Source organism: Frateuria sp. Soil773 (genome assembly GCF_001428405.1).
In the GTDB taxonomy this organism is placed as follows: Bacteria; Pseudomonadota; Gammaproteobacteria; order Xanthomonadales; family Rhodanobacteraceae; genus LMSL01.
Map to the genome: position 1 here is coordinate 50,795 of NZ_LMSL01000013.1, position 26,054 is coordinate 76,848.

Sequence of the window (26,054 nt, forward strand, 5' to 3'; positions counted from 1 at the left end):
CGTCCGGCCAGTAACCCGACGGCCGCATGAGGCAACCGCGATCCGACGCCTCTCCGCATACTCCCGACGAAAGTCGTCGCCCAACGGCACCCGTGCATGCGGACGTCCGAACGGCACGTTCCCGGTCGCCGGATGACGTACCATGCCGCCTCCCAGCGCCACCGGATGGCGCCCAGGCCCACCGACCGGCTTTCCTCCCGATGCCTATCCCCGCACTCCGCTTCGGCCACCGCGCCGTTCCCATCGTGCTCGCCGCCGTGGTCATCGACGTGATCGGCTTCGGCATCGTGATGCCGGTGCTGCCCACGCTGATCACCCGGCTCGGCCATCTCGACCTGGCCGCAGCCACGCGCGTCGCCGGCTGGATGCTCGCGGCCTTCGCCATCGGGCAGTTCTTCGCCGGGCCGGTGCTCGGCCACCTGGGCGACCGCTTCGGGCGGCGCCCCGTGCTCATCGTGGCGATGGTCGGCTTCAGCATGGACTACCTGCTGATGGCGGTGGCACCGACGCTGGCCTGGCTGTTCGTCGGCCGCGCCGTCGCGGGCATCGCCGGCGCGACGTTCGGGCCCGCCGGCGCGGTGATCGCCGACGTCACCGAACCGGCGCGGCGCGCGGCGACCTACGGCCTGCTCGGCGCCGCCTTCGGCATCGGCTTCATCGTCGGCCCCGCCCTCGGCGGGCTGGTCGCCTCGCTCGGCCCGCGCGCGCCGTTCGTGGTGGCGGCCGTACTCGCCGCGCTCAATGCCGCGTCGATGGCGCTGTTCCTTCCCGAGACGCTGGCGCCCGAACACCGCCGCCCGTTCCGCCTGCGCGACGCACACGTGGTCGGCGCCTTCCGCCCGCTGTTCCATGCCGGCAACGCCGCGCCGCTGCTGGTCGCCTGGTTCCTGTGGCAGTTGGGCAGCGTGGTGTATCCGTCCACCTGGGCGTTCTGGGCGACGATCCGCTTCGGCTGGGATGCCACCGCCATCGGCTGGAGCCTGGCCTGGGTCGGCCTCCTCACCGTGCTCGTGCAGTTGTTCGTCACCGGCCGCCTCGTCGCCCGGCTGGGCGAACGGCTAGCCGCCGTCGCCGGGCTCGGCTGCGCCAGCGCCTGCCTGCTCGCCTATGCCTTCGTCACCCACGGCTGGCAGGTCTACGCCTTCTTCCTGGTCGGCGCGTTCGGCGCGCTCGCCTATCCCGCCTTGAACGGCACCCTGTCGCGCATGGTGGATGCGACGCGACAGGGCGCGCTGCAGGGCGGCATCGGCAGCATGAACTCGGTGGCCGCCGTGCTGGGGCCCCTGCTCGCCTCGCAATCGCTGGCCTGGGGCACGCGCCACGGCTTCGACGGCGCGGCCTTCGCCGTTGCCGGCCTGCTGCTGTTCACGGCCATGGCGATCATAGCCGTGTTCGTCGTGCGCCCCGCGGCGGCGAAAAGCGCCGCCATCGAAACCGGAGCCGCCTCGCCCTGACATTGCGGAACGGGCCCACGCCCTTCCCGCGACCCGCCCGCCGGCGACTACCCGCCGCCGAGGCGCCGGGACACCACGAAGACATCCACCGCACCCATCGAGCACTCCTGCGACGAGGCCCGGCTGCTGGTGACGATCTCGATCGTGCCGCCGTCCTTCGCGTGGAAGGTGATGTCGTAGACCTGCTGGAACAGGTCTGCCCCGATCTGCTCGGAGGCGAGGCGCTGCGCCCGGGTCTGCGATTCGTCGATCGTCGCCGGCTCGACGATGCCGGCGTTCCGGAGATGCACCAGGGCCATGTTCGTGGGCCAGCTCGCGCAATCGGGAGCTTTCGCCGCCACCGCGGCAGGCAGCGCCAAAAACGCCATCGCCAGCATCTTCATTGGATCACCGCCACTTCGTGGTCGCCGCTGCCCCGGATCTGCTGGCGGGCATTGAGCGGCATCACAATGCACCCATTGGATGCTTCGCCCGGATGCCGGGCGCTTCGCGGTAAATCCATGGCATACGGCCCCTCCTCAGGTCCATACGCCTCCATCACCCCTGCCGCGCCCGCCGCCCCTTCCACAGGTAGCCGATCCCCAGCAGCGCGAACCATACCGGGCTCGCCAGCAGCGCCTGGCGGGTGTCGGACTGCAGCGTCAGCAGCACCAGCACGAACACGAAGAAGGCCAGGCAGGCCCAGCACATGAACACGCCGCCGGGCATCTTGTACTTCGACGCCGCGTGCAGTTGCGGGCGCTTGCGCCGGTAGGCGATGTAGGCGCAAAGGATCAGCGACCACACGAACATGAACAGCACCGCCGACAGCGTGGTGACCAGGGTGAAGGCGGTGACCAGGTTGGGGATCAGGTAGATCAGCGCCGCGCCCAGCAGCAGGCAGAAGCAGGAGAACAGCAGGCCCAGCGAAGGCACCGCCACGCGCGACAGCCGGGCGAAGGTCTTCGGCGCGTGGTTCTCCTCGGCCAGGCCGTAGAGCATGCGGCTGGTGGAGAAGATGCCGCTGTTGGCCGACGAGGTGGCCGAGGTCAGTACCACGAAGTTGATCAGGCTGGCCGCGGCGGGGATGCCGGCCAGCACGAAAAGCTCCACGAACGGGCTCTTGCCCGGCTCCACCATGCGCCACGGCGTCACCACCATGATCGCCACTAGGGCCAGCACGTAGAAGACGATGATGCGCACCGGGATCGAGTTGACCGCCTTCGGCAGGTTGCGCTCGGGGTCGGCCGTCTCGGCGGCGGTGGTGCCGACCAGCTCGATGCCGACGAAGGCGAACACCGCGATCTGGAAGCCGGCGAAGAAGCCGCCGATCCCCTTCGGGAACATGCCGCCGTCGTTCCACAGGTTGGCGAACGAGGCCACGTGCCCCGACGGCGAACGGAAGCCCCACAGCACCAGGGCGAAGCCGGTGACGATCAGCACCACGATGGCGATGATCTTGATCAGCGCGAACCAGAACTCCATCTCGCCGAACAGCTTCACCGTGACCAGGTTGAGGCTGAGCAGCAGCAGCACGCACAGCAGTGCCGGAATCCACGGCGCGAGGTCGGGGAACCAGAACTGCGCGTAGGCGGCGATGGCGATCACGTCGGCGATCGCGGTGATGATCCAGCAGAACCAGTAGGTCCAGCCGCAGAAGAAGCCGGCCCACGGGCCGAGCAGGTCGGTGGAGAAGTCGATGAACGACTTGTAGTCGAGATTGGACAGCAAGAGCTCGCCCATCGCGCGCATCACGAAGAACAGCATCACGCCGATGATCAGGTACACCAGCAGGATCGACGGCCCGGCCAGGCTGATCGTCTTGCCCGAACCCATGAACAGGCCGGTGCCGATCGCGCCGCCGATGGCGATCAGTTGCAGGTGCCGGTTGGAAAGGCTGCGCCTCAGGTGGTCCGGGTGTTCCAGCGATGCGGTCATGCGGCGCGCCTTGGCAGGAGGAATGCGCCAACATACCGAAAAGCGCACGCCGCATCCACGCGGCTGCCGGCGCGGCCTGCGTGGCGGGCGGCCGCCGGGTTACGATGCCGCCCCGTCCGTCTCGCGGCCGATGCCGCCGTTCCAGGAGCCCGTCCTTGCCGCACTATTCCGGCCCCCTGCTCACGCGCCCCGTCGCCGAGTCCCTGCTGGCCGCGCGCGACGCCGGCGCGGCCGAATGGAGCGGCTCGCTGGACCTGGGCTTCTCCGCCGGCGTCGCCTCGCTGCGGGCGGACGCCTGGCAGTGGCGGGACCGCAGCTACCCGTACCCGCACAAGCTGAAGGACCGCACGATCTATGTCTGGGACGACGGCGCGTTCGAGCCCGCGGCGCGTTTCTCCGGTTCGCTGATCAAACTGGTGCCCACCGAATGGGGCGCACCCACCTTCGAGATCGACGGCATCAAGATGCTGCCGACATCGAAGGAATCGCCGTTCGAGGACGCCAGGCGCAAGGTGGCCCTGGTGGAGCCCCGCGGCAAGGCGGTGCTGGACACCTGCGGCGGCCTGGGCTACTTCGCCGCCTGCTGCCTGGAAGCCGGCGCGGCGCACATCCGCTCGTTCGAGAAGAACCACGACGTGCTGTGGCTGCGCACGCTCAACCCGTGGTCGCCCGATCCCGACGCGCCGGCGGGCGGCGGCCGCCTGCAGCTCGCCCACGCCGACGTGTCCGAGGCGATCGCGCAGGTCGCCGACGCTTCGATGGACGTGGCGCTGCACGATCCGCCCCGCTTCGGCATCGCCGGCGAGCTGTACTCGCAGGCGTTCTACGGCCAGCTCGCGCGCGTGCTGCGCCGCGGCGGCCGGTTGTTCCACTACACCGGCAGCCCGAACAAGCTCACCAGCGGACGCGACGTGCCGCGCGAGGTCGCCAGGCGGCTGGAGACCGCCGGCTTCAAGGCGCAACTGGCGCTGGACGGCGTGCTGGCGCAACGCCGCTGAACGGAGCGCCGTGGCCGGCGCTCCCTGCCGTCCGCGCCCAGCTCACTTCGCGCGGGTGTATTCCAGTTTCACCGCCAGCATTTCGCGGCCGCCGTGGCGCTCGTAGTACTCGCTGGTGAAGTGGTCGGCGTCCTGGATGTGCACGACCTGGCGCAGCGGGGTCGTCGCGCCGCTCTTGGCGGGGTCCGGCACGGCGCCGAGGAAGGTGTAGGTCTGCGTGGCCGCGTCGTAGCCGCCCTGCGCCTGCACCAGGCCGGTGAAATTGACGTCCATCCAGAGCACGTCGTACTTGCCGCTGGCGTTGTCGTAGCCGATGTAGCCCAGCCCCTCGAACGGCTTGCCGGCCGAGTCGATGCGAAGTTCCTGGCGCAGGTGGCGACCGCCGAGCACCATGGCGAACACAGCATGGCCCTGGTCGACGGCCGGCGGCCTGGCCGGGTCGGTCCACAGCGACTGGCGCACGTTCCAGTGCCCCGCCAGGCGGCCGAGCTGGCGATGCTGCGGGCCGGGCTCGCCGGAAGAAGGCGATGCCGCGGCGGCCTTCGGGGCATCTGCCGGGCCGGGCGCGGCCGACGCCGGCAGCGCGCATGCCAGGGCGAGCGCCGCGATCGTGGAAAGGGTTGCCAGGGAACGTTTGCGCATGGAGCCTGATCCTGTGTGGGGGGCTCCAGCGTGCGGCTGCCCGCACGGGCGATCAATTACCTGCGAGGTTATGGCGGGCGGTCTTCAGCCCGCGCCCTGCCGCGCCAGCCGGGCGCATACGGCGGCGGTGTGGCTGTCGGCCGGGAAGGCGCACTCGATGCGCAGTTCCTCCAGGGTCACGTCGCGCGGCATCGAGAACGTGGTGATGGTCTCGAAGAAGCGCAGCTCGCCGGCGCCGCTGCGGAACACCAGGGTGAGCACCGGCGCGAGCGCGCCCTGCGGCCAGCCGGACTCGGGCACGTCCGGGTAGCGCCGGATCTCCTCGAGCAGCCGGCGCGGCCGCGGGTCGGTGGGCGAGGCGGCGATCTGCGCATGCAGGTGATGCAGGAACTTCTCCGCCACCTCGGGCCAGTTGGCGATGACGGGACGGAAGTCGTCCGGGTCGAACACCTGGTGCAGCAGGTTGCCGTGCCGGCTTTCGCGCCCGTCCATCAGCAGCCGGTTCACCCGCGTCGCGGCGTCGTTGGCCATCAGCACGTTCCAGTGCCGGTCCAGCACGAAGGCCGGGTACGGCTCCTGGTGCGCCAGGATCAGTTCCACCGCCTGGCGCATCCGCTCCAGCGCCGGCGTCTCCCAGGCATGCTCGGGGTATTCCGGCGCGTAGCCCGCCGCCAGCAGCAGCGCGTTGCGCTCGCGCAGCGGCATGTCGAACGCGGCGGCGATGCGCCCCAGCGCCTCGCGGCTGGGCTTCGCCTTGCCGGTCTCCATGTAGCTCAGGTGCCGCGCCGACATGCCCGCCGCCAGCGCCAGGTCGAGCTGGCTCAGCTTGCGCGCCGCGCGCCATTCGCGCAGCAGCATGCCCAACGGCGGGTGCGGGGCGGTACGGGTATCGCGGCTGGGTTGCATGTCTCGGTCCGGGCGTCGGCCGGCGCGAACGCCGCGGCGGTGGCGGATCATGGCACGAATGCCCTTGGCGCAGGCCGCTACTTCGGGCGCAGCCCGCGCTTCTCGAACCAGTGGTCGGCATAGGGGTTGTCGTTGTACCGCGCGATCTCGACGTAGCCGTTGCGCGCGTACAGGGCGCGCGCCTCGACGAGGCTGCGGTTGGTGTCCAGCCGCAGCGTGCGCACGCCCATCGCGGCGGCCTGCGCCTCCAGTGCCTCCAGCAGCCGCTGGGCGATGCCGAGGCCGCGCGCGGACGGCGCCACCCACATGCGCTTGATCTCGCCTACGCCGCGCGCGCCAAGCTTCAGGCCGCCGCAGCCGAGGGCCTCGCCGTCCAGCCGGGCCAGCATGAAGGCGCCGGTCGGCGGAACCAGCTCGGCCGGATCGGCCGACACGCTGCGCGCGGCGTCGAAGCCGCCCTCGAAGCGCTCGTCGATCTCGCGCAGGTAGGCGTCGATGCAGGCGCGCGCCTCGGCACCGGCGGGATCGGCCAGCGCCACCTCCACCGCCGAAGCGCGCAGCAGCCGCTCCACCTCGGCCATCGCCGCCACCAGCTTCTGCCGCTGCGCCTCGCCCAGCGGCGCCAGCAACGAACCGGCCAGCGCATGCGAATCGCGGTCCAGCGCATCCACCTCGCGCCGGCCCTTGCGGGTCAGCGTCGCCCGCCGCACGCGCGCATCGTGCGGCGCCGGCTGCACGGCCAGCAGCCCCCGCGCCTCCAGCGCCCGCAGCAGGCGGCTCAGGTAGCCGGAATCCAGCGCCAGCCGCGCGCGCAGGGTGCGTACGTCGGCGCCGTCACGGCCGATCTCGAACAGCAGCCGCGACTCGGCCAGCGGCCGGCCGCGGCCGAGGTAGTCGTCGCTCAGCACGCCGATGCGCCGGGTGACGGCGCGATTGAAACGGCGAACCTGCTGGATCTGCTTTTCGTCCATTTGCTGACTTTAGTCAGGTAAAAAGGACGAGTCAACGGCAGGCCCGTTGCCGCAAGGCAACCGTGCCGGCGCCCCTGGCGCCATCGCGAGTGCGACGTCGGCCAAGATCGCGGAACGTCGCTCGACGGTCCGGACGAAGACTTACTGCAAGCCAGTACGCACGCCGGCTTGCTTCCTCCAGGCGCAGCCGCCCAGCCGGAACCGGCCGTGCCTATCGCCGCGCGCATCCGACGATGCGCACGGCCCTCCACGCGGCGGCACACAAAGGGACTGGCGACCGACCGTCGCATATGATTCCATATTGGAACAATTTTCGAGGAAGCGCCCTTCCATGCTCCACGCCGTGCATCCAGACGAACCCGGCCTCGCCGTCGCCGACGATCTCCTCCTGGCGTTCCAGCAACTGATCCCGGCCCTGGTGCTCCTCAACGAGCGGGCCGCAGGTACGCTTGGGCTGCTCTCGGTCGACATGCAGGTGCTGCACATCCTCACCCTGAACGGCGAGGCGCCCACGCCGAAGGAGCTCGCCGCCCGCACCGAGCTTGCGCCGAGCACGCTCGCCCGCGTGCTGGCGCGGCTGGAGGAACGCGGGCTGGTCCGGCGCGTGCAGAACCCGCGCGACGGGCGCAGCGTGAAGATCGCGCCCACGCCGCGCATGAACCGCATCAGGGACCATTTCGCCCCCTATGCCAAAGCCGTCACCGCGCTCACCCGCAGCTTCGCGCCGGCCGAGCAGGCGGCCATCCGCCGCTTCCTGCGCGACCTGCTGAAGATCACCCACTGACCGCCCGGAGAAAGACATGGACGACCTGCTGCTGGTACTCGCCTGCGTCGCGCCGCTCGCGGTGGCGAGGGCGTTTTCCCGGGACTTCGCGCGCGGAAGGACGGCGGCCCTGGCGGCGGCCGGCCTGGCCCTCGCCTTCGGCTACTTCGCCGCGGGCCACTTCGCCGTCACCGACGAGCTGGTCGAGATGCTGCCGCCGTGGCTCCCTGCCCGGCGGCTGGCCATCCATGCTACCGGGATCCTGGAAGCGGGCATCGCGGTCATGCTGTGCACGCGCCGCTGGCGGACGCTGGCGGCCGGCCTCGCCATCGCGGTGCTGATCCTCTTCCTGCCGGCGAACGTCTATGCCGCCTTCCACCACGTAGGCGTGGGCGCGCATCGCGAGGGTCCCTCCTATCTGGCGATCCGGATTCCGCTGCAGGCGTTCTTCATCGCCTGGGCCAGCCTCCCGATCGTCACCCGGAACGAAGCCCGGCATGCAGCCGCCTGAAACCGGGCCGGCTCAGCCCGCCTCCTTCGCCCCCGGCCGCGGCCTGGCCTTGGACACGTTCAGCGCCGCCGCGGCGCGAACGAGGGCCTTCAACGCCGCTTCGTCGATCGCGTCGCCTTCGTGGATGTCGACGGCGCGCCGCACGTTGCCGTCGAGACCGGCGTTGAAGAGACCGGCGGGGTCCGCCAGGCTGGCGCCCTTGAAGAAGGTGAGCTTGACGTAGTCCCTGTAGGTCTCGCCGGTGCAGATGATGCCGGCGTGGGACCATACCGGGACGCCGCGCCACTTCCATTCCTCGGCCACCTCCGGAACGGCCTGCCGGATCAGCGCCCGGACCCGCGCGAGCGTCTCGCCCCGCCAGTCGCCAAGCGCCTCGATCCGCGCGTCGATGAGCCGGGAGGGATCGCCCGCCTCCTGCCGTGCCGCACCGCTTCGCTCTTTCTTCATGGTCGCCGCCTTTTCGTGGTCGCCATCGTCCGTGTTCCGACGCCCTGTCCGGGTCGCCGGCCAGGGCGCCCGTTCCCGTGGAAGGGGATCGCCGCCGGCATCGCGTGCCGGCGGCTTTGCCGTGCGGGGAGCTCAGCGCCGCTCCTGCACGCGGAGCAGATTGCCGGCCGGATCGCGCACGGCGCAGTCGCGCACGCCGTAGGGCTGCTGGGTCGGCTCCTCGACGATCTCCGCGCCGCTGGCCTGGATGCGCTCGAAGGCGGCATCGAGATCCGCCGTGGCGAGCAGCATCGTGGCGTAGGTGCCCTTGGCCATCATCTCGGCGATGGTCCGCTTCTCGTCGTCGGTGACGCCGGGGCTGGCGGCCGGCGGGAACAGCACGATGGACGTGCCGGGCTGGCCGGCCGGGCCGACGGTGATCCAGCGCATGCCCTTGTAGCCGACGTCGTTGCGCACCTCGAAGCCGAGGACGTCGCGGTAGAAGGCCAGCGAGGCGTCCGGATCGGTGTGCGGAAGGAAGCTCGCGTGAATGGTGATGTCCATGGCAGTCCTGCTCGGTGTGGAAGGAGCCGCCATGCTAGGCCGGCCCGGCGACCGGCGCTTCTCGATTCCTGACCGGTCGGGTCACCTGCCTCGCCACGCAGGGCGGCATGCCCGCCGTCGCGCCCGCCGCCTCGCGCCGGTAGGCGCCGGGCGACATCCCGACCAGTTCGGCGAAGCGCGTGCTGAAGGTGCCCAGCGACGCGCAGCCCACCGTGAAGCAGACCTCGGTCACGCTGAGGTCGCCGCGCCGCAGCAGCGCCATCGCGCGCTCGATGCGCCGCGTCATCAGGTAGCTGTACGGCGACTCGCCGAAGGCGAGCTTGAACTGGCGGCTGAGATGCCCGGCCGACATGTGCGCGCCGCGCGCGAGCGCCTCGACGTCGAGCGGCCGGGCGTACTCGCGGTCGATCCGGTCGCGCACCCGGCGCAGGCGGGCAAGGTCGCGCAGATGCGGCGAAGTGGCGGAGCTGCGGGTCATCCGCACGATCCTCCCATGGGCCACCGCCACGCTCAAGCGCGCGGACGGCCGCCATGGGAAGCGGGACCATCCTCCCGCCGCCATGCCTCCTTCGGACCCCGTCCGCCGTCGGCGTCCCCATCGCCGGTCCACGCGCGTTCGCGCAGGATTCCAAGGACGATGCGGTGCCGGCTCGGGAACCTCGGCAAGTCCCGGACAAGTCGCCTCCGTCCATACCTTGCCCGGATCGCGGACGGATGCGGCCTGGAATCCTTCCCGCCCCGCGTCCAGGCATGGCCGCAGAATCGGCCTCGCCCTGCCCCGATTCCTCCCCAGATCCGGCACGCCTTCCGGATACGCTCGCCTTCGCTGCGCCGGGCCCGGTCCGGTCGCATCGTCCCCACCCAGGAAAAGGACACATGAAACGAACCTCCGCAGGATGGGGCAGCGGCCTCCTGGGCGTGATCGTCTTCAGCGGGTCGCTTCCGGCGACGCGCGTCGCGGTCGCCGATCTCTCGCCGATGTTCCTCACCTCCGCGCGCGCGGTGATCGCCGCCCTGCTGGGTGCGGCCTTCCTTTTCGCGCTTCGCCAGGCACGCCCCGGGCGCCGCGACGTATTCCCGCTGGCCCTGGTCGCGCTCGGCGGCGTCGTCGGCTTTCCGCTGCTGACGGCGCTGGCCCTCCGGCACATCACGGCGGCGCACTCGATCGTCTTCATCGGCCTGCTGCCTCTTGCGACCGCCGTGTTCGGCGTGCTGCGCGGCGGCGAGCGGCCCAGGCCGGCGTTCTGGCTGTTCTCGACGATAGGCGCCGCCACGGTCGCCGGCTTCGCGCTATCCAGAGGCGGCGACGGAACGGCCACGGGCGACCTGCTGATGGTCGCCGCGATCCTGGTGTGCGGCCTGGGCTACGCCGAAGGCGCGACGCTTTCGCGCCGGCTCGGCGGCTGGCAGGTCATCTCCTGGGCCTTGCTGCTTTCGCTCCCGCTCATGGCGCCGCTGGCCCTGCTCACCCTGCCCGGCGGCTGGAGCGGCATCGGCATGCCGGCGTGGATCGGCCTCGCCTACGTGTCGGTCTTCAGCATGCTGGTGGGGTTCGTCTTCTGGTATCGCGGCCTCGCCCTGGGCGGCATCGCGGGCGTCGGCCAGTTGCAGCTCCTGCAACCGTTCTTCGGGCTGCTGCTGGCGGCCGCGCTCCTCCACGAATCGATCGCCTGGTCCATGCTGGCGTCCACCGTCGTCGTGATCCTGTGCGTGGCGGGCGCCAAACGCTTCGCCTGAGAAACGCGCAGGAACCGCCTCGCCCCAGGCCGGGCCGGGCCACGCCGGCATGACTTTTCGCACGCGTCCGCCCGCTGGCGCACCACGATCATGGCCTCACCCAGCCTGCATGGATCGTTATGCGCACCGTCATCGCCACCGTCGGCCTGCTCGCGCTCGCCACCAGCACCGCCCATGCCGGCCCGAAGAAAGCGCCGGACCTGTCGTCGCACGAATGCGGTTTCTCCACCCCCTACAGCGTGCAGGTGGGCGACGAAGGCGTGCTGCTGTACCGGCATGACGGGGCGCCGAAGGAGATCCTGTTCCACGACGGCACGCTCAGCATCGACCGCAAGCCGCAACCTGTCGGCGAGGCCGACGCGCAGCGGCTGCGGCGGATGGAAGAGGAAACCCGCGCGCTGATGCCGCAGGTGGCCGGCATTGCCCGCGAGTCGGTCGGCATCACGTTCGACGCGCTGACCACCGTGACCCGCATGATGACAGGGAGCGAGCGCAAGGCGCGCAAGCTCGAACGCCATCGCGCCCGGGCGCTGGACGACATCGACGGCAGCCTCGGCAAGGGACGCTGGGACCAGCAGGCATTCGACGGGAAATTCGAGGCCGACATCGCCGAGGCCGCCGAAGAAGTCGCCCACAGCATCAGCCGCAGCGCGCTATGGGCCGTGTTCACCGGCCGCGCGGACAGCCTCGACAGGCGCGCCGACCGCATGGACCAGGAAATGGACAGGCTGGTCGACGCACGCAGCGAGGAACTGCAGCGCCATGCCCTGGCGCTCTGCGCCCGGGTCACCACCCTGCGCCAGTTGCAGGACGCGCTGGAATACCGCTACCAGGGGACACCCCTGGTCATGCTGAAAGCATCCGAGCCGGCTGCCACGTCCGCCGAGGCCACGGCGAAGGCGGACGTCGCAGGCGAGGCGAACTAGGCGGCGAAGCCGCCCGCCTTCGCCGCTAGCGGACGCGCGCGAAATAGTGCGTCCGCATCACCGGGAGGCCGTCTTTCCCGACATAGGAGGCGGTCTCGATCATCGTCTTGCCGTCTGCGGCGGCGGCATACACGCGCGTCGATGCCTGCTGGCCTCCCTTGACCAGGTTCATGACCAGCACGCCGGGCACGGGCAGCTTCACCGCGACGGTATCGGCCTCGGGGCTGCCGCTGACGGGAGCGGCCGTACCGTCGAGGGCCGCGACGCCCTCGGTGCGGCTCACCGTACCGCCCGCATCGACGATCTCCACCCGCGTGCCCCACTTGCCGCTGCCTGCATCCTTGAACGTGATCGTGACTTTCTTCGGCCGCGCCGCCGGCGGCATCGGCAGGCGCGACACATCGACGGCCCAACTGCCGACCAGCGGCGAGGCGGATGCCGGCTGCGCCAGGGCCGGCGCACCCTGGACCACGCCGGCGGCCAACAGGAATGCAAGGATTGCCTTCATGGAACCTCCCCGGAGGGGCCGGCGGGCAGCGTATGCACCCGCGGGGAAACGGCCTGCTCCTGGCCGGAGCCTACCGCAAGCCTTGCCGGTACGCTGCCCGCCTCGCACCCGGAGATGCCCTACAACGACCCGATGGATCGTCCCAAGCCTCCGATCGTGGCTTTCGGCACTGCGCCGGTCGTCCACGCCCCGCTACCGTGGCGCACCGAGCACTGCGGAGGCGCCCATGCCCTGGCGAATCCTTCTTGGCCTTTGGCTGGCCCTGCCGATCATGGCGGCTGCGCAGCAGGCACCGGCAACGGTCGTCGTGCTCGACACCCTGCACCGGATGCACGCCGACGTACCGGCCTACGACAACGACGCGCTCGGCCGCGCCATCGAAAAGCTGAAGCCGGACGTGCTGTGCGTCGAGCTGCAGCCGGACGACCTGGCGACGCGTCCGTCGGAGCCAACCAAGCAGGAATACCCGGCCGTCATCTATCCGCTGATCGATCGCCATCGCTACCGCGTCTACGCGATGGAGCCCGCCGAGCCGCTGTACGGCGCCATCCTTGCGCCCTATCGCGGCAACACCGAGGCTTTCGACGCCCGCCAGCCCGCACGCGCCGAAGCCTTCGGCCGCTATTCCGAAGGCCTGTACGCCGCCCTGAAAGCGCACTGGACCTCGCCGGCGGCGGTGAACGACGCGACGACCGACACCGCGTTTCGCGCCAAGCACGCGCTGCAGGAAGCGTTGATGGGCCCGGCCGAACATGCCGGCTGGGAGGCGTGGAACGGCCACTTCCTGGACGTCGTCCGGCAAGCGGTACGCGAAAACCCGGGGAAGCGGATCGTGGTGACGGTGGGTGCCGAGCACGGCTACTGGCTGAGGGAGCACCTGCGGAATACCGCCGGCGTACGCCTGCTCGATACCCCGGCGGCGCTGCGGGAGCCTTAGCCGAAGGCAGGCAGGCCCCAGGCTCGAGAGTGGGTTCCTCAGCCGCCGCGGGAAACCGCACATAGCCGAAGCGCCGCTGCCGCATCGCGGACGAAGCAGGCAGGGGACAACCCGGCAGGCACCCGTACCGCGCCCGCATCGCTGCACGAAGCTTCGCCTTGCGCCGGAAAGCCGAGCTCATGCCAGGCAACGGAACGGCACGCAGGCGATCCCGTAGCCGGCGTCCGCGCATGCACTTGCACCGGCCGCCCGCCCGTGACTTCATGGCCGCATGAAGCCACGGCACGGCAATACCTCATGGTCCGTAGGCAGGCTGGGGCAACGCTTCGGCCTGCCCACGCACGTACTGCGGCACTGGGAGGACCAGGGCCTGCTCCACCCCTTGCGCGACGCCGCGGGACGCCGGCGCTACGGCGAGGGCGACGTCTACCGCGTGGCGGCGATCGTCTCCAGCAAGGCCGCGGGCATGAGCCTCCGGCAGATCCGCTCGCTGCTCGACAGCAGCGCCGAGGACCGGCAGCAGGTCCTCGCCGCGCACCTGGCCGACCTCGAGGCACGCATGCGCGAGATGCAGCGCTCGCGCCGGATGACCGAGCACGCCCTGGCATGCCGCGCCCACGATGTCGCCAATTGCCCCAACTTCCGCGCCCATGTCGCCGACCTGATCGCCGGGGTCAGCGACAGTTTCCTCCTGCGCCCCAAACCGGCAGGCGATGGCTGCCACGCAGACGGCCGGTAGCCGCCGATCCGCCCGTGCGCTTTCCGTTACCTGCGAGGCAATCGCCCTGCCGCGGCGGCGACCGCATGCTGTGCCCAGACCCACCGCGGAGCACCGCCATGAACGCTACCCGCGAACTGATCGAAAACTACATCCGCAGTTGGAACGAGACCGATCCGCTGCGCCGCCGCTCGCTGATCGAGGACGTCTACGCCGAGCATGCCGCCCATGCCGATCCGATGATCCAGGCGCGCGGCTGGAAAGGCATCGACGCCACCATCGCGGCGGTACAGGAGATGTTTCCCGGCCGCCGCTTCGCCCTCGCCGGCGAAGTGGACGCGCACCACGGCCTGGCCCGCTTCCAGTGGCACCTGACCGCGCCCGGTGCCGACGAACCGCTGGTCGTCGGCTTCGACGCGGCGGAGCTGGACGAAAGCCGCCCGCGCCGCATCCACGGCTTCCTCGACAAGGTGCCGCAGGCGGCCTGAGCCCGCCGCGCCCCGGTTGCGCATGCGGCCGGGGCGCAGCCGCCGGCCGGGCGAGCCCGCGGCTGTCCTACTCTTCCGCCGCTTCCGGCGCGCCGAATGCCTTGCTGTAGTGGCCGGACGGATCGAAGCAGCAGACCCGTCGCTTGCCCGAGGCAAGCATGTCGCAGGCGTCGGCGAGCCGCTTGGCGCGGATGGCCGGCTGCCTGGCCGAGGTGATCCAGTGGATCCAGTCCACGCGCGCCAGGGTGGTCGTGCCTTCCCACGTCGCCCGCGCCTCGGGTGCATCGTCCAGCGCCTGGCGCAGTTCCGGCGGAAGCTCCGGCTCGGGTTCCTTCGCCACCGGCGCAATCTCCAGCGCGACCGTGTCGCCGATGGCCGCGCCAGCCGCTTCGCGCAGCGCTTCGTCCACCTTGAGCCAATGGCTCAGCCGCCCATCCGGCTCCAGCGTGGCGCGGAAGGGCTGGCCGTTGAGCGTGCCCTCCACGCTCGTCCGCCCGCGACGCGGCAGCAGGTCGCTGGCTTGCGCAGGGAGGACCAAGAACGCCCACGACGCATCGGGCGACTCCGCCGGGCGCAGCAGCCTCGCTTCGAATCGGGATACGTTTTTCTTCCCGGTCATCTCGGATCGTCCACAAGCCAGCGAAGGGTACACGGCCATCCGGCCCGGTTCATGGCCGGCATGGCAAGACGCCTCCCGCACCTCCATCGGCAGGGGCGACCAGCCCGGCCTATACCCAGCCACGGGCGACACGGGCCCTCCGCGATCATCCGCGCCAGTTGGCGTGGTTGCGCCAGAACTCCACGCTGCGACGATAGGCATCCCGGTCCAGCGGCACGCCCGAACCGCCCTCTTCCACGCCGAGCGCATTGCGCATCATCGTGATGGGCGCCATCGGCGTTTCCTCGGGCTCTGCGGTGTACATGCAGCCCACCACGCCCCAGTCGGCCCCGATCCGCGTGCCCTCCTTCGCCAGTTGCCCGCGGCTGTAGAGGATCGGGATCAGGTAATCCGCCACCGGCGGCTCCAGCCCCTCGAACCAGCGCACCAGCACCGGCAGTTCGTCCCGCGTGCGTGCTTCGTAGTCCGAGCGCAGCAGGTGCCGGTTCCCGTCGGTGACCGGCACCGCCAGGCAGCGCGTGGACGTCCAGTTGCGGTGCACGTGCAGCTTGCAGAACGGCGCATAGCCGTCGAGCACCTTCAGCGGCGGCACCTCGTTGAGGCGGCGCTCGAACTCGTCGGGTGTGCAGTCCTGGATGGTGTTGCGGCGCGGCTCGCGCGGGAACAGGCGCGGGAGGGCGAAGTCGGTGAGAACGATGGACATGCGGCGCTGGCCATGGCGGGGAAACCGCACATTATCGCGTCATCGGGAATCCGCGGCGTCCCCCGGCCAGGTGCAGGCTGCCGGACGAGTGGCAATACCCGGCTACGCACGCTCCAGGCTCGCGATGGAAACCGCCCAGGCCCTATGGCGCTGGCCGCCCGAGCGGACGGCCAGCGCCGGTGCGGGAAACGATCGACCCGATGGATTCGCCCCGGCCCGCTTCATGCCGACGGGCGTGCCTGGGGCGGAACGCATGCGCCCGATCGCTGCGACCCGCGCACCTCAGCCGTGATGCGCCGGTGCCGGCAGGCGTGCGGCGAGCGCCTGGCTGATCCGCTGCACCGTCGGGCCGAACAACAGCACGATGACGAAGGCCGCCGGCCAGGCGGCAAGTAAGGCATGCCGCCAGTGCCGGAAATAGGCGCTGTCGAAACCGAGGTTGAGCCAGACCACGAAGGCGGTCATCAGCAGCGACATCCACAGGGACATCAGGCCGGCGAAGACGAAGCGAAGGCGTTGGGACTGGGACATGGCAGGACTCCGTGTTGGGACGCTGCGTAGACTAGACATCACCCATATCCGAAAAAATACGCGCCTGGACAATCTATGATTTCCAAATATGCAATCATGGCTTCATGTTCGACGCCATCGCCCTGTTCGTCGCCATCGTCGAAGCCGGCAGCCTGAGCGCCGCCGCCGAACGCCTCGACCTTCCCGCCGCCACCGTGACGCGCCGCCTGCAGGCGCTGGAACGCGAACTCGGCTGCCGCCTGCTGCACCGGAGCGCGCGGCGCCTGCAACCCACGGCCGAAGGCATGCAGTACTACGAGCAATGCCGGCCGCTGGTGCATGCGCTCACCCAGGCCACGCAATCGCTCGACGCCAACCTCCGCCGCATCGCGGGCCACATCCGCGTGCTGGCGCCGGTGAACCTGGCGAGCGGACCGCTGACGCCGGCATGGACCGGCTTCCTCCAGGCGCACCCCGAGGTGAACCTGGAACTCCAGCTCAGCAACACCCTGCAGGACCTGGTCGGCAGTGGCGCGGACCTGGCGATCCGCGTCGGCGCACAGGGCGATTCGCTGCTGACCCAGAGGCGGCTCGGCGACATCGGCGTGCACCTAGTCGCCTCGCCCGCCTACCTCGCGCGGCGCGGCACGCCGGCGCATGCGAGCGACCTGGCCGGACACGACGCGATCGTCGCCACCCCGCTGCTGACGTGGCCGCTGCGCGACCCGGCCAGCGGCGAGGAAACCACGCTGCGCCCGAACGCGCGCCTGCGCGTCGACGAAATGCGGCTGGCCGTGGCCGCCGCCGAAGCCGGGCTCGGCGTGCTGCTCTGCCCCACCACGCTCACCCGCGACGCCATCGCACGCGGCAGCCTGGCCGCCGTGCTGGCGGACTGGACGCCGCGCCGCCGGCCCTTGTTCGCGGTGTGGCCGCAGCAACGCTACCTGCCGGCACGGGTGCGCGCGCTGGTGAGCCACCTCGAAGGCTTCATCCAGTCCGATCCGCTGCTGGCCGCCGCGCGCGATTGAGGCCATACCGTCCGGCAGGCGTCGGGAGCAAGGGAACGCCGGATGCCCGACCCATATGGCCTGGCCGTACCGCATCCTCCGGGACGCATGGAAGGCCGGAGCGCGGCAGGCGAGCCGTGCCGCGCCTGCCCGGCATGGCCGCACGCAGCTAGCGCGAGATCCGGTAACCGTGTTGCCGCATGATCCCAAGCACCTCGTCGACCGGCAGCGCGTCCACGCGATGACGGTCGGCGCCGGTCATGTCCCGCGCATGGAACAGCGAATTGACGATGGCCTCCTCGGTCGCCTCGATGGCCGCCATGAACAGGGGCGACATCGCGTCGTTGCGCAGCACCTCGGTCTTCTGCACCGGATCGTCCGATGCGTACGGCACGCGCACGGCCGTATTGGTCGAGAAGGCGATCGCGTAGTCGCCGCTGCCGTCCGACGCGATGCCGCCCGTGCGGCCCAGCCCCAGCATCGCGCGCTTGGCGAGCCGCTTCAGGTTGCGCGCATCCAGCGGCGCGTCGGTAGCCACCACGATCATGCACGAGCCGTCGGGCGAGTCGCCGAGCCTGTCGCTCAGGTAGTACTTGTGCAGCGCCTTGCCCACCGGCACGCCGTCCACGCTCAGCACGCCGCCGAAGTTGGTCTGCACCAGCACGCCCACGGCGTAGCCGCCCAGCGACGGCGGCAGCCTGCGCGACGAAGTGCCGATGCCGCCCTTGAACCCGAACGCCACCGTGCCGGTGCCGGCGCCGACGCTACCCTGCTCGACCGGGCCGCCGGTGGCCGAGCCGATGGCGTCGAGCACGTCCCGCTTGGCGACATGGCGGCCGCGGATGTCGTTCAGATAGCCGTCGTTGGTTTCCCCGACCACCGGGTTGACCGAGCGCACGCCGGCGTTGCCGGGGAGGGACAAGGTGTAGTCGATCAGCGCGTCCGCCGCGGTCGGCACGCTCAGGGTGTTGGTCAGCACGATCGGCGTTTCGAGGTTGCCGAGTTCCTCGACCTGCGTGCTCCCGGCCAGCTTGCCGAATCCGTTGCCCACGTAGACCGCGGCCGGCACCTTACCCTGGAAGACATTGCCGGCGTACGGCAGGATCGCCGTGACGCCGGTGCGCACGTCGTCGCCGCGCACCAGCGTCTTCTGCCCCACCTTCACGCCCGGCACGTCGGTGATCGCGTTCAGCCTGCCCGGTTGCAGCACGCCGATGGCGACGCCGTAGTCGCGCAGGTTCTTCTGCTGCGCATGCGCGGACGTCCCCACCGACAACGCGCACAGCGCGGCGAGCAGGGGGAATGTGCGGGCGGCGGCAACGGGCATGGCGATGGCCTCGAGCGAGTGGCGTCGGACCATCTTAGAGCCTGTTCAAAATCTTCCTGTCGGGCTGGGATCCCTTCATGTTCCCCTGCTCGTCATTCCTGCGAAAGCAGGAGGCGCTTTTCAACAGCCGAAGGGCTGGTCATCCAGCGACTTTGATGCCAAAAAAANNNTCGCTGGGATGACGTTTCATTTCATAGGGAATGCCCAGGGGATTTTGAACAGCTTCTTAGGCGATCGCCGCAAGCCGGGGCCTAGCTCCGGCTTCCTGCCGGCGTATCGACCGTCGTGCGGAACGGCCAGGCCATTGCGCATCTTCGCCGGACCCCGATGTCCCGCCTTCCGGGCTAGTTCCCTCGCCAGCGCAGCAGCAAAGCCGCGACAACCCCCAGGGCGAGCAGGATCAACAGCACGCCGGAGATCCGTTCCAGCCAGGGCAACGCCCGCGCGAAACGCCGCAGCACGGCCCGGTTGCCGATCATGACGGCCACCAGCACATCCCACAGCAACACCACGCCGAACATCCAGATGCCGTAGAACGTCTTCCATCCCGCGCTGGCGTGCGGCCCCGTCAGCAGCGCGGCCAGGCTGGCATAGAACAGCGCGTTCTTCGGGTTGAGGAGGCCCGACAGCAGGCCCATGCCCGCGGCGCGCCCCCAGGCCATGGACGGCCGCGCTGGCGCGGAGGCGCCGCCGGCCGCCGCCGGCACGTGCAGGCCGCTGCCGCCCGCGTGGCGGACGAACAGTACGCCGAGGTAGAGGAGGTAGGCACATCCGGCCACCTGCAGGGCGACGTACAACCCGCTGTCGCGCCGCAGTGCGGCAGTGCCGGCGAACGCGGCCACGATGAACACGCCGTTGGCCGCGGCGACGCCCACGCACGCACCGCTGGCGATCCGCCAGCCGGCCGACAGCGACGTCCGTGCGATCAGGAAGAAATCGGGGCCGGGCGAAAGCAGCGCCAGGAAATGCGCCGCGGCGATCAGCAGGAACTGTTGCATAGGGAACACGCATCAGGAAGGTCTGCGCCGCAGCGTGCCGAACGCGGTTTCTTCCGTATTGAAGGAAATTGCAGCCACGGGCCTTGGCGGCCCTATGCCCGGAAGCGCCCCGGCGTCACGCCCGCGTACGCCTTGAAGACCCGCTGGAAATGCGCCTGGTCGGCAAAGCCCAGGCACAGCGCCACGTCCGACAGGTCGTCGCCGGCGCGTAGCCGCTCCCTGGCGAGATTGACGCGCAGGTTGAGCTGCCAGGCGTGCGGCGTCATGCCGGTGACGGAGCGGAACGCGCGGATCAGGCGGTAGCGGTTCATCCCGGCCAGGTGCGCCAGTTCGTCCAGCGGCATGCTGGCGGCGGGCGCGTCGCGCAGGCGCTCCATCGCCGGCCCGATCCGCGCCGCCAGCCGCGACGGGATGTCCGGCGCCTCGATGTCCGTCCCTTGCCCGGTGTCGCAGTCGCCGACGAACTCGATCAGCGCCGCTTCCTTGTGGTGCGGATCGGCCTGGGAAAACAGCAGGGCGTTGAGCCGGCAAAAGCGCGCATGGATCGTCGGCCGGGCCACGATGCGAACCGGCTCGCCGTCGTCCGCGGCGGCCTCGGCGTACTCCTGCCGCACCGCCTTGAGCCAGGCGTCTTCCAGGTGCAGCATCTGGTAGCTCCATGCCGTGTCGGGTGCCGGGTTGCAGGCATGGACGCGCCATGCGGGCACGAACACGAGCGTCCCCGGCCCCAGGGCCACCGGGCCGCGGGCCGCGCCGGTGAAAACGCTGCGGCCCCGGTCGACGGCGCCGATGGAGAAGGTCGGGTGACTGTGCGGCTTGTAGCAGGCCCGGCTGTCGCAGGCGCGGCGGCTCTCGACGAAGGGCATGGCCGGATCGCGCCAGAACATCCGGCCGCTCCGAGCCGCCGTGCCGGAGGGACGCTCAGCGGACGCCGTGTCGCGGTCGTTGCGCATGTTTCTTCTGCCCAGGGGACGGGGAAGAAAACGAAATAGAAGAAACGGGCTTCGAAGTAAACTCACCGCGTTGCCTGCGCCATGCCTCCTCCCTGGCCGCATAGCCTCCGGCATTTCCTCGACGCCGCTTCCCGCAACGGCAATACAGCGTGGCACGACAGGCCCCGCACCCGGTCGGCGGCGGGCAAACGCTGGGCCGCGCTTCGCGTGCACGACGGGCCGGACGGCATGGGTGGGGACAGGCGATATCCATCGGTCCGGCCTTCCTTCGACCCGATATTCCCGGCCGAAACCACCGGCCATCCATCGCCCGTCCGGACGGCCAGAAGCGCGTGCCTGGCTCGATCCGCCATGCCCGTCGTTCGCGCCTCTGACCGTGCAATGACGCAAGGCTGCCGCTCCCTCGCCCACGCTCGGGCTTCTGCCTTAAGCTTGGCGGAGGCAGGCGGCAACGGCGTTGGAAACGCCGGTGTCGTGCGGCTCGTGGCCGCACCGCCCGACTTCGACAGGGGGAGACCGATGAACCGATATACGCGCAAGGGCCGGCAGGCCCTGCTGGCCGCGACCATGGCATGCACGCTGGCCGGATGCGCCTCGATGCAGCCCACCGCCGATACCGGCGTGTCCGCCGAACAGCGTCTTGGCCATGCCGGCAGCGCGGTCGCCGGGCGTCCGGACGGCTGGCCCGAGGCGGTACCGCTGCCCGAGGGCGCGCAGATCGACGGCTACCACTGCACGGACCGTTACTGCACGCTCTGGTTCGGCCTGATGGACCTGGACCAGCTGATGGCGCTCCGGCGCGGCTACATCAAGCTGCTCAAGGACAGCGGAAAATGGGAGCAGCTCGGCTCGCCGAGCGGCCTCTACGAGAACGAAGCCTTCCGCTACACGGGCGCCATGCCGTCCGGCTGCGGGTACACCCTGGAGATACGCCAGCATTCCGTCTCCAACGACTACCACCGCCGCTTCCGCCTGTCCACGTCGCTGACCTGGTAGCCGGTGCGGGCCATGCGCGCGGCGGCGATCCCGCCATGCGCATGGTGGCGCCCCAGGCGGCACTCAGCCGAACGGCCGCTCGATGGAAAGGCTCTGCGGCGTGAACCAGCGCGCGCCGTCGGCGGTGACGTGCATGTCGTCCTCCAGCCGCACGCCGAACTCGCCGGGGATGTAGATGCCGGGCTCGTCGCTGAAGGTCATGCCCGGCTCGATGCGGCGCGTATTGCCCTGGACGAGGTAGTACCACTCGTGCATGTCCATGCCGATGCCGTGCCCGAGACGGTGCGAGAAGTACTTGTAGCCGGGGCCGTAGCCGGCATCCACGATCACCTTGCGCGCCGCGGCGTCCACCGACTCCATCGTCGCCCCCGGGTGCGCGGCGGCGAGCGCCGCCTGCTGCGCCTTGCGCACGATGTCGAACACCCGCTTCATCTTGTCGCTGGCCTTGCCCAGCGTGAAGGTGCGGGTGAGGTCGCTCATGTAGCCCTCCACGTAGCAGCCGTCGTCCAGCATCACCGGCGTGCCTTCGCGGATCACCTGCGGCTCGCGCGAGCCGTGCGGTTGCGCGGTGTAGCTGCCGACGTTGACGCTGGCCTCGCCGCGCAGGCCCATGCGCGCGTAGCCGGCCTCCACCCACGATGCGATGTGCTGCTGGGTCATGCCCGGCTCCAGGCCCTGCCAGATCGCCTTGTACAAGGCCAGCGTGGCATCGCACGCCACCTGCATCAGCGCGAGTTCCGCCGGGCTCTTGATCGCGCGGCAGCCGGCGGTGACCGGCGTGGCCGACACCAGCCTGGCCTGCGGCATGGCCTGCGCGAGGCCGCTGGACCGGAAGAACGGCACCTTGTCCTCGATGCCCAGCACGCCGGTGCCGGCGCCCTTTTCGCGCATCGCCTGCGCGATCAGCGCATAGGGGCTCTCGTTCTCCTGCCAGGTGCGCACGTCGTGGCCGAAGCGGATCTGCTCCAGTGCGCGGCTGCGCTCGAACGCGGGGGTGACGTACACCGGGTCGCCCGAACGCGGCAGCAGCATGCCCATCAGGCGCTCGCTGGTCCACCAGCGCATGCCGGTGAAGTAGTCGAGCGTGGTGCCGCCATCGAGATAGATCGCGTCCATGCCGGACCGGCCCATCAGCTCCTGCGCCCGGGCCAGCCGGCCGCGGCGCTCGTCGTCCGTGATCGGCACCACCTGCGACTTCACCGGCTGCAGGGCGAGGATCGACGCCGGCAGCTTGACGTCGGCCGCCCCCGCCTCCGCCGCCACGGCGTTGCCGCCCAGCATGGCCATCGGCAGCGCCGCCGCGCCCAGCGCCGTGGATTGCAGGAAACGGCGGCGGCCGGGGTGCATCGCGTCGTGACGGTTGCTCATGGGTCCACTCTCGCTCGTCGGGATCAAACCGGTATTGCGGCACGACCGAGGGGTGGTTCGCCACTGGCAAAAGGCATGGCTGCCGCGGGATTGGACGGCCATGCTGCCGGACTTCGTCGTGCCATCCATCCGTAAGCGAATGGATCGGCGACACCTGCGGAGATCGGCCAGGGCGTCCCGGCAACCTTTTCGCAGCATTCCCGCGAGGCTTCGCAACGGCCCCAGGCTGGTCGGGCGGGGCAAGCGCAAGCCCGCATGCAGGCCGGGCGCAGCGGGTCGTCCGGCGCCTTCGTGCAGCCCGTCGATGCGCAAAGGCGCTGGATCCCGGATATCGCTGCGCGATTCCGGGATGACGGGCTAGATCGAGTTGCCCGCAACCTCAGAGCGTTCCTGATTGAACCCGGATACCGTCGCTCGATTCCGGGATGACGGGCGAGGTCAGGGACGTCCGTAACGTCAGGATGTCCATGATGTTTAGAGCCTGTTCGAAGTCTCCCTGCTGCACTGGGATCCCCTCACGCTCTCCGCTCGTCATTCCTGCGAGGTGCTTTTCAACAGCCGAAGGGCTGGTCAAGCAGGAATCCAGCGACTTTCCTCTCACCCCAAAACTTAGAGGCACTGGATCCCAGCTTTCGCTGGGATGACGCTTCGTAGGAGATACCTGGGAGACTTTGAACAGGCTCCAAGCGATTCCGGGATCGCGGGCAACCTCAGGATGCTTGCAATATCGAGGCGCCCCGGAAGCACAACCTCAGGGCGCCTCGAAAGTCCTGCACTACGGCCCTAAAGGCTCGCGCCCGCGCAAGGCGAACTTTCCGGCTGCATCGCGTGGAATTCGATGGACAGGCCGAGGTCGTCCCGCGTCGGGGCGAGGACGGATTCGCCGGACAGGCCGCGATACGTCGCCAGCTTGCGCTCGTAGCCGCGCTCCACCCAGCGCTGCGCGCGCCCGAGGTCGGCCACGCCGAAGCTCACGCCCAGGACGCGCGGGCCGCCGTTCGCCATGGTCTGCGCGGCGATGCCCTCGCCGTCGGGCTGCAGCGCCAGCAGCGCGGTCGGGCCCACCGGCACGCAGAAACCCTTGGCGCCGACCGCGGGCAGCTTGACCGGCACCGCATGGCCGTAGCCCATCTTTTCGAGCTGCCGGCGGTCGGCATCGGCGTCGGCCGACACCAGCCATATCGAGGAAAGCTCGCGCGCACCGTTGGGGTGCTCGCGCGTCGCGCGGTAGTCGCCGGCATTGGCGGGGTCGAACTGGTCGGGGGCGTAGCCGGCGGCATAGTCGATGAAGAAGGTGTTGCTCGACAGCGGCGCGCGATCGAACGCGAACAGCCGCCAGCCCGGCTTCGCGCTGTCGGGGCCGGAGAAGAACGGCGTGACCGCGTAGTGCCGGGCCTTCAGCGCATCGTGGATCGCATCCAGCGACGAGGTACGGAAGCCGAAGGTACGCGAGCCCGGGCCGCCCTTCAGCGCCTGCTGGTCTTCCTTCATGCCCGGATCGAACTCGGGCTCGGGCCGGGTGATGCCGAGCAGTTCGACGAAGCTGCTGTCGGCGAACCGGATGTAGCGGTTGGCGACCCCGCCGGGGTCGCGCCCGGGCCGCACCTGGAAGCCCAGCTTGACCGCCATCACCGACGTGGTCTGGTCGATCCCGCGTCCCCATAGCAGGATGTGGTCGAGCCGCGTGACGGGCCCCGCGGGAGCGGGTGCGGGGGTCGAAGCCTGTGCGACACCCGTGCACAGGAGCAAGGCCGAAACGAGCCGGATCAGACGCATGTGAATCCTCACGCAAAGACTGGGGTATTTCCTCGGCAAGCGCGGACGCCCGCATGGCGGCCCGGTCGGCGAACCCGCCGCCCGGCCGGTGCTCCGAGGCATCCTTTTATGGATGGACGGCCGTCCGCCCGCAAGGACAATTTCCGGACAAAAACGGCCAGCGCGGGAAAACCGCCGCGCACACGCTGCCCGCTTTGCCGCGATGCCCCGCGCTCAGATGCCCGCGCTGCGGCGCAGGAGCTGGGGCGACATGCCGAAGGCGCGGACGAAGGCGCGGCGCATGCGACTGGCGTCGCCGAACCCGGTCGAGGCGGCGATGTGGTCCAGGCCGAGGTGGCTGGTCTCCACCGCGATGCGCGCGGCCTCCAGGCGCAAACCCTCCACGACCTTGGCCGGCGTCGCGCCGATCTCCGCCACGAAGGCGCGCGCGAAGTTGCGCGGGCTCATCGCGGCGCGCTCGGCCAGCCGCTCGATCGTCATCGGCTCGGCCAGGCGCGCGCGCATCCAGCCGATCAGGTCGCCGAAGCGGCCGGTCCGGCCGCCGCGCTCCACCAGGGCGGAGTACTGCGACTGCCCGCCATGCCGGCGCTGGTGCACCACCAGTTGCTGCGCGGTGCGCCGCGCGATGGCCGGGCCGAGATCGTCCTCGACCAGCGCCAGCGCCAGGTCGATCCCGGCGGAGATGCCCGCCGACGTCCACACGTCGCCGTCCCGGACGAACATGCGGTCGGCATCCAGCCGCACCTTCGGGTAGCGCAGCCGGAAACGCTCGGCCGCGTCCCAGTGCGTGGTGGCGCGGCGGCCGTCGAGCAGCCCGGCCTCGGCGAGGAAGAACGCGCCGGAGCAGACGCCCGCCGTGCGGCGGCAGGCGTCGACGCCCAGCCAGGCCATGACGTCGCGCTGATGCTCCTCGACCTGCGCCAGGTTGCCGCCCGAGACGATCACCGTGTCGAAACGCCCCTGCTCCAGCGGCGCGGCCGCCAGGCACACGCCGGAAGAACTGCGCACGCTGCCGCCGCCAGGAGCCAGCATCTCGATCACATAGCTGCCCGGCCGGAAACGCTCCGCCATCTCGAACACCGCGACCGGGCCGGCGGCGTCCAGCAACTGGAATCCCGGGAAAACGACGATGGCGATCTCGCGTCGCATGGTGCCGGCGGCTCACGTGCGCAATGGGCAATGGCCGGAAAATGGCGCAACGGCGAGGCGAGCGTCAAGTTGCGCACGTAGGCGCCGTCGGCCCACGGGCGCGGCCCGGCAGCCAGGGCTGCCATGCAGGTCTTTGGCTCCGGACGAATCCACCGTCCGGACGATTCGCTCCCGCGCCGCTT

The 26,054-nt window shown here is 70.3% G+C and carries 29 protein-coding genes; 11 read left to right on the top strand and 18 right to left on the bottom strand.

Going from position 1 to position 26,054, the window contains the following annotated elements:
- Positions 1-200 precede the first annotated feature (200 nt).
- The gene (locus ASG87_RS06315) at positions 201-1,454 is read left to right on the top strand and encodes an MFS transporter (RefSeq protein ID WP_056002502.1); all 1,254 of its coding nucleotides are present in this window, start codon (positions 201-203) and stop codon (positions 1,452-1,454) included.
- Between the two features lie 47 nt (positions 1,455-1,501).
- On the opposite strand, the gene ASG87_RS06320 is transcribed toward ASG87_RS06315, so the two are convergent.
- Positions 1,502-1,837 carry a hypothetical protein gene (locus ASG87_RS06320; RefSeq protein ID WP_056002505.1) on the bottom strand — a complete coding sequence of 112 codons (336 nt, stop codon included), beginning with the start codon at positions 1,835-1,837 and terminating at the stop codon, positions 1,502-1,504.
- A gap of 154 nt (positions 1,838-1,991) precedes the next feature.
- Positions 1,992-3,371, bottom strand: a complete 1,380-nt coding sequence (cycA, locus tag ASG87_RS06325) for a D-serine/D-alanine/glycine transporter (protein ID WP_056002508.1) — start codon at positions 3,369-3,371, stop codon at positions 1,992-1,994.
- A gap of 155 nt (positions 3,372-3,526) precedes the next feature.
- Here cycA and ASG87_RS06330 point away from each other — a divergent pair, with 155 nt between their 5' ends.
- On the top strand, positions 3,527-4,369 hold the full coding sequence (locus ASG87_RS06330; RefSeq protein ID WP_082582791.1) for an SAM-dependent methyltransferase: 843 nt from the start codon (positions 3,527-3,529) through the stop codon (positions 4,367-4,369).
- Positions 4,370-4,411: 42 nt separating this feature from the next.
- Here the strand turns inward: ASG87_RS06330 and ASG87_RS06335 are convergent, their stop codons facing one another.
- The 3 genes from ASG87_RS06335 to ASG87_RS06345 all read right to left on the bottom strand — a co-directional run bounded on the left by ASG87_RS06335 (position 4,412) and on the right by ASG87_RS06345 (position 6,888).
- A complete protein-coding gene (locus tag ASG87_RS06335) occupies positions 4,412-5,011 on the bottom strand; it encodes a DUF1579 family protein (RefSeq protein WP_056002509.1) in 600 nt (199 codons plus the stop codon).
- A gap of 84 nt (positions 5,012-5,095) precedes the next feature.
- Positions 5,096-5,917 (bottom strand): helix-turn-helix transcriptional regulator, encoded by an 822-nt coding sequence (locus tag ASG87_RS06340; RefSeq protein WP_056002512.1) that lies wholly within the window; start codon positions 5,915-5,917, stop codon positions 5,096-5,098.
- Positions 5,918-5,994: 77 nt separating this feature from the next.
- Positions 5,995-6,888, bottom strand: a complete 894-nt coding sequence (locus tag ASG87_RS06345) for a helix-turn-helix domain-containing GNAT family N-acetyltransferase (RefSeq protein WP_056002514.1) — start codon at positions 6,886-6,888, stop codon at positions 5,995-5,997.
- Positions 6,889-7,219: 331 nt separating this feature from the next.
- On the opposite strand from ASG87_RS06345, the gene ASG87_RS06350 reads away from it, so the two are divergent.
- Together ASG87_RS06350 and ASG87_RS06355 are read left to right on the top strand one after the other, a co-directional pair.
- The gene (locus ASG87_RS06350; protein ID WP_056002518.1) at positions 7,220-7,672 is read left to right on the top strand and encodes a MarR family transcriptional regulator; all 453 of its coding nucleotides are present in this window, start codon (positions 7,220-7,222) and stop codon (positions 7,670-7,672) included.
- Between the two features lie 16 nt (positions 7,673-7,688).
- The gene (locus tag ASG87_RS06355; RefSeq protein WP_056002521.1) at positions 7,689-8,162 is read left to right on the top strand and encodes a hypothetical protein; all 474 of its coding nucleotides are present in this window, start codon (positions 7,689-7,691) and stop codon (positions 8,160-8,162) included.
- Positions 8,163-8,174: 12 nt separating this feature from the next.
- Here the strand turns inward: ASG87_RS06355 and ASG87_RS06360 are convergent, their stop codons facing one another.
- The 3 genes from ASG87_RS06360 to ASG87_RS06370 form a co-directional block, all read right to left on the bottom strand.
- Positions 8,175-8,609, bottom strand: coding sequence for a DUF1801 domain-containing protein (locus tag ASG87_RS06360; protein ID WP_056002524.1), 435 nt, complete (start codon positions 8,607-8,609; stop codon positions 8,175-8,177).
- A 132-nt stretch (positions 8,610-8,741) separates the two neighbouring features.
- Positions 8,742-9,152, bottom strand: a complete 411-nt coding sequence (locus ASG87_RS06365) for a VOC family protein (RefSeq protein WP_056002527.1) — start codon at positions 9,150-9,152, stop codon at positions 8,742-8,744.
- A gap of 34 nt (positions 9,153-9,186) precedes the next feature.
- Positions 9,187-9,630 carry a helix-turn-helix transcriptional regulator gene (locus ASG87_RS06370; RefSeq protein WP_056002531.1) on the bottom strand — a complete coding sequence of 148 codons (444 nt, stop codon included), beginning with the start codon at positions 9,628-9,630 and terminating at the stop codon, positions 9,187-9,189.
- Positions 9,631-10,028: 398 nt separating this feature from the next.
- Here ASG87_RS06370 and ASG87_RS06375 point away from each other — a divergent pair, with 398 nt between their 5' ends.
- Together ASG87_RS06375 and ASG87_RS06380 are read left to right on the top strand one after the other, a co-directional pair.
- The gene (locus ASG87_RS06375; RefSeq protein WP_056002534.1) at positions 10,029-10,889 is read left to right on the top strand and encodes a DMT family transporter; all 861 of its coding nucleotides are present in this window, start codon (positions 10,029-10,031) and stop codon (positions 10,887-10,889) included.
- A gap of 119 nt (positions 10,890-11,008) precedes the next feature.
- Positions 11,009-11,815, top strand: a complete 807-nt coding sequence (locus ASG87_RS06380) for a DUF2884 family protein (RefSeq protein ID WP_056002538.1) — start codon at positions 11,009-11,011, stop codon at positions 11,813-11,815.
- Between the two features lie 25 nt (positions 11,816-11,840).
- On the opposite strand, the gene ASG87_RS06385 is transcribed toward ASG87_RS06380, so the two are convergent.
- On the bottom strand, positions 11,841-12,323 hold the full coding sequence (locus ASG87_RS06385) for a hypothetical protein (protein WP_056002541.1): 483 nt from the start codon (positions 12,321-12,323) through the stop codon (positions 11,841-11,843).
- A 226-nt stretch (positions 12,324-12,549) separates the two neighbouring features.
- Between ASG87_RS06385 and ASG87_RS06390 the strand changes: the two genes are divergently transcribed.
- The 3 genes from ASG87_RS06390 to ASG87_RS06400 all read left to right on the top strand — a co-directional run bounded on the left by ASG87_RS06390 (position 12,550) and on the right by ASG87_RS06400 (position 14,466).
- On the top strand, positions 12,550-13,260 hold the full coding sequence (locus ASG87_RS06390; protein WP_157510917.1) for a hypothetical protein: 711 nt from the start codon (positions 12,550-12,552) through the stop codon (positions 13,258-13,260).
- Positions 13,261-13,531: 271 nt separating this feature from the next.
- Positions 13,532-13,999, top strand: a complete 468-nt coding sequence (locus ASG87_RS06395) for a MerR family transcriptional regulator (protein ID WP_056002547.1) — start codon at positions 13,532-13,534, stop codon at positions 13,997-13,999.
- A 98-nt stretch (positions 14,000-14,097) separates the two neighbouring features.
- Positions 14,098-14,466 (top strand): nuclear transport factor 2 family protein, encoded by a 369-nt coding sequence (locus tag ASG87_RS06400; RefSeq protein ID WP_056002550.1) that lies wholly within the window; start codon positions 14,098-14,100, stop codon positions 14,464-14,466.
- A gap of 67 nt (positions 14,467-14,533) precedes the next feature.
- Here the strand turns inward: ASG87_RS06400 and ASG87_RS06405 are convergent, their stop codons facing one another.
- The 3 genes from ASG87_RS06405 to ASG87_RS06415 all read right to left on the bottom strand — a co-directional run bounded on the left by ASG87_RS06405 (position 14,534) and on the right by ASG87_RS06415 (position 16,319).
- Complete coding sequence (locus ASG87_RS06405) at positions 14,534-15,085, bottom strand: YdeI/OmpD-associated family protein (protein WP_056002553.1); 552 nt, start codon at positions 15,083-15,085, stop codon at positions 14,534-14,536.
- Between the two features lie 145 nt (positions 15,086-15,230).
- A complete protein-coding gene (locus ASG87_RS06410) occupies positions 15,231-15,788 on the bottom strand; it encodes a DUF3228 family protein (protein ID WP_056002556.1) in 558 nt (185 codons plus the stop codon).
- 282 nt (positions 15,789-16,070) lie between these two features.
- Complete coding sequence (locus ASG87_RS06415; protein ID WP_056002559.1) at positions 16,071-16,319, bottom strand: DUF2798 domain-containing protein; 249 nt, start codon at positions 16,317-16,319, stop codon at positions 16,071-16,073.
- A 104-nt stretch (positions 16,320-16,423) separates the two neighbouring features.
- On the opposite strand from ASG87_RS06415, the gene ASG87_RS06420 reads away from it, so the two are divergent.
- Positions 16,424-17,326, top strand: a complete 903-nt coding sequence (locus ASG87_RS06420) for a LysR family transcriptional regulator (protein ID WP_056002561.1) — start codon at positions 16,424-16,426, stop codon at positions 17,324-17,326.
- A 148-nt stretch (positions 17,327-17,474) separates the two neighbouring features.
- On the opposite strand, the gene ASG87_RS06425 is transcribed toward ASG87_RS06420, so the two are convergent.
- From ASG87_RS06425 to ASG87_RS06435, 3 genes are all read right to left on the bottom strand, one after another.
- Positions 17,475-18,632: a P1 family peptidase gene (locus ASG87_RS06425; protein WP_082582796.1), complete on the bottom strand. Its 1,158-nt coding sequence runs from the start codon at positions 18,630-18,632 to the stop codon at positions 17,475-17,477.
- A gap of 344 nt (positions 18,633-18,976) precedes the next feature.
- Positions 18,977-19,630 carry a LysE family translocator gene (locus ASG87_RS06430; RefSeq protein WP_056002564.1) on the bottom strand — a complete coding sequence of 218 codons (654 nt, stop codon included), beginning with the start codon at positions 19,628-19,630 and terminating at the stop codon, positions 18,977-18,979.
- A gap of 92 nt (positions 19,631-19,722) precedes the next feature.
- Positions 19,723-20,517, bottom strand: coding sequence for an AraC family transcriptional regulator (locus tag ASG87_RS06435; RefSeq protein ID WP_157510918.1), 795 nt, complete (start codon positions 20,515-20,517; stop codon positions 19,723-19,725).
- A gap of 585 nt (positions 20,518-21,102) precedes the next feature.
- On the opposite strand from ASG87_RS06435, the gene ASG87_RS06440 reads away from it, so the two are divergent.
- Positions 21,103-21,579, top strand: a complete 477-nt coding sequence (locus tag ASG87_RS06440; protein ID WP_056002570.1) for a hypothetical protein — start codon at positions 21,103-21,105, stop codon at positions 21,577-21,579.
- A gap of 63 nt (positions 21,580-21,642) precedes the next feature.
- On the opposite strand, the gene ASG87_RS06445 is transcribed toward ASG87_RS06440, so the two are convergent.
- The 3 genes from ASG87_RS06445 to ASG87_RS06455 form a co-directional block, all read right to left on the bottom strand.
- Entirely contained in the window at positions 21,643-22,947 is a 1,305-nt protein-coding gene (locus tag ASG87_RS06445; RefSeq protein ID WP_200949018.1) for a Xaa-Pro peptidase family protein, read from the bottom strand.
- Between the two features lie 783 nt (positions 22,948-23,730).
- The gene (locus tag ASG87_RS06450) at positions 23,731-24,723 is read right to left on the bottom strand and encodes a VOC family protein (protein ID WP_056002573.1); all 993 of its coding nucleotides are present in this window, start codon (positions 24,721-24,723) and stop codon (positions 23,731-23,733) included.
- Positions 24,724-24,936: 213 nt separating this feature from the next.
- The gene (locus tag ASG87_RS06455; RefSeq protein ID WP_056002576.1) at positions 24,937-25,872 is read right to left on the bottom strand and encodes a GlxA family transcriptional regulator; all 936 of its coding nucleotides are present in this window, start codon (positions 25,870-25,872) and stop codon (positions 24,937-24,939) included.
- Positions 25,873-26,054 lie beyond the last annotated feature (182 nt).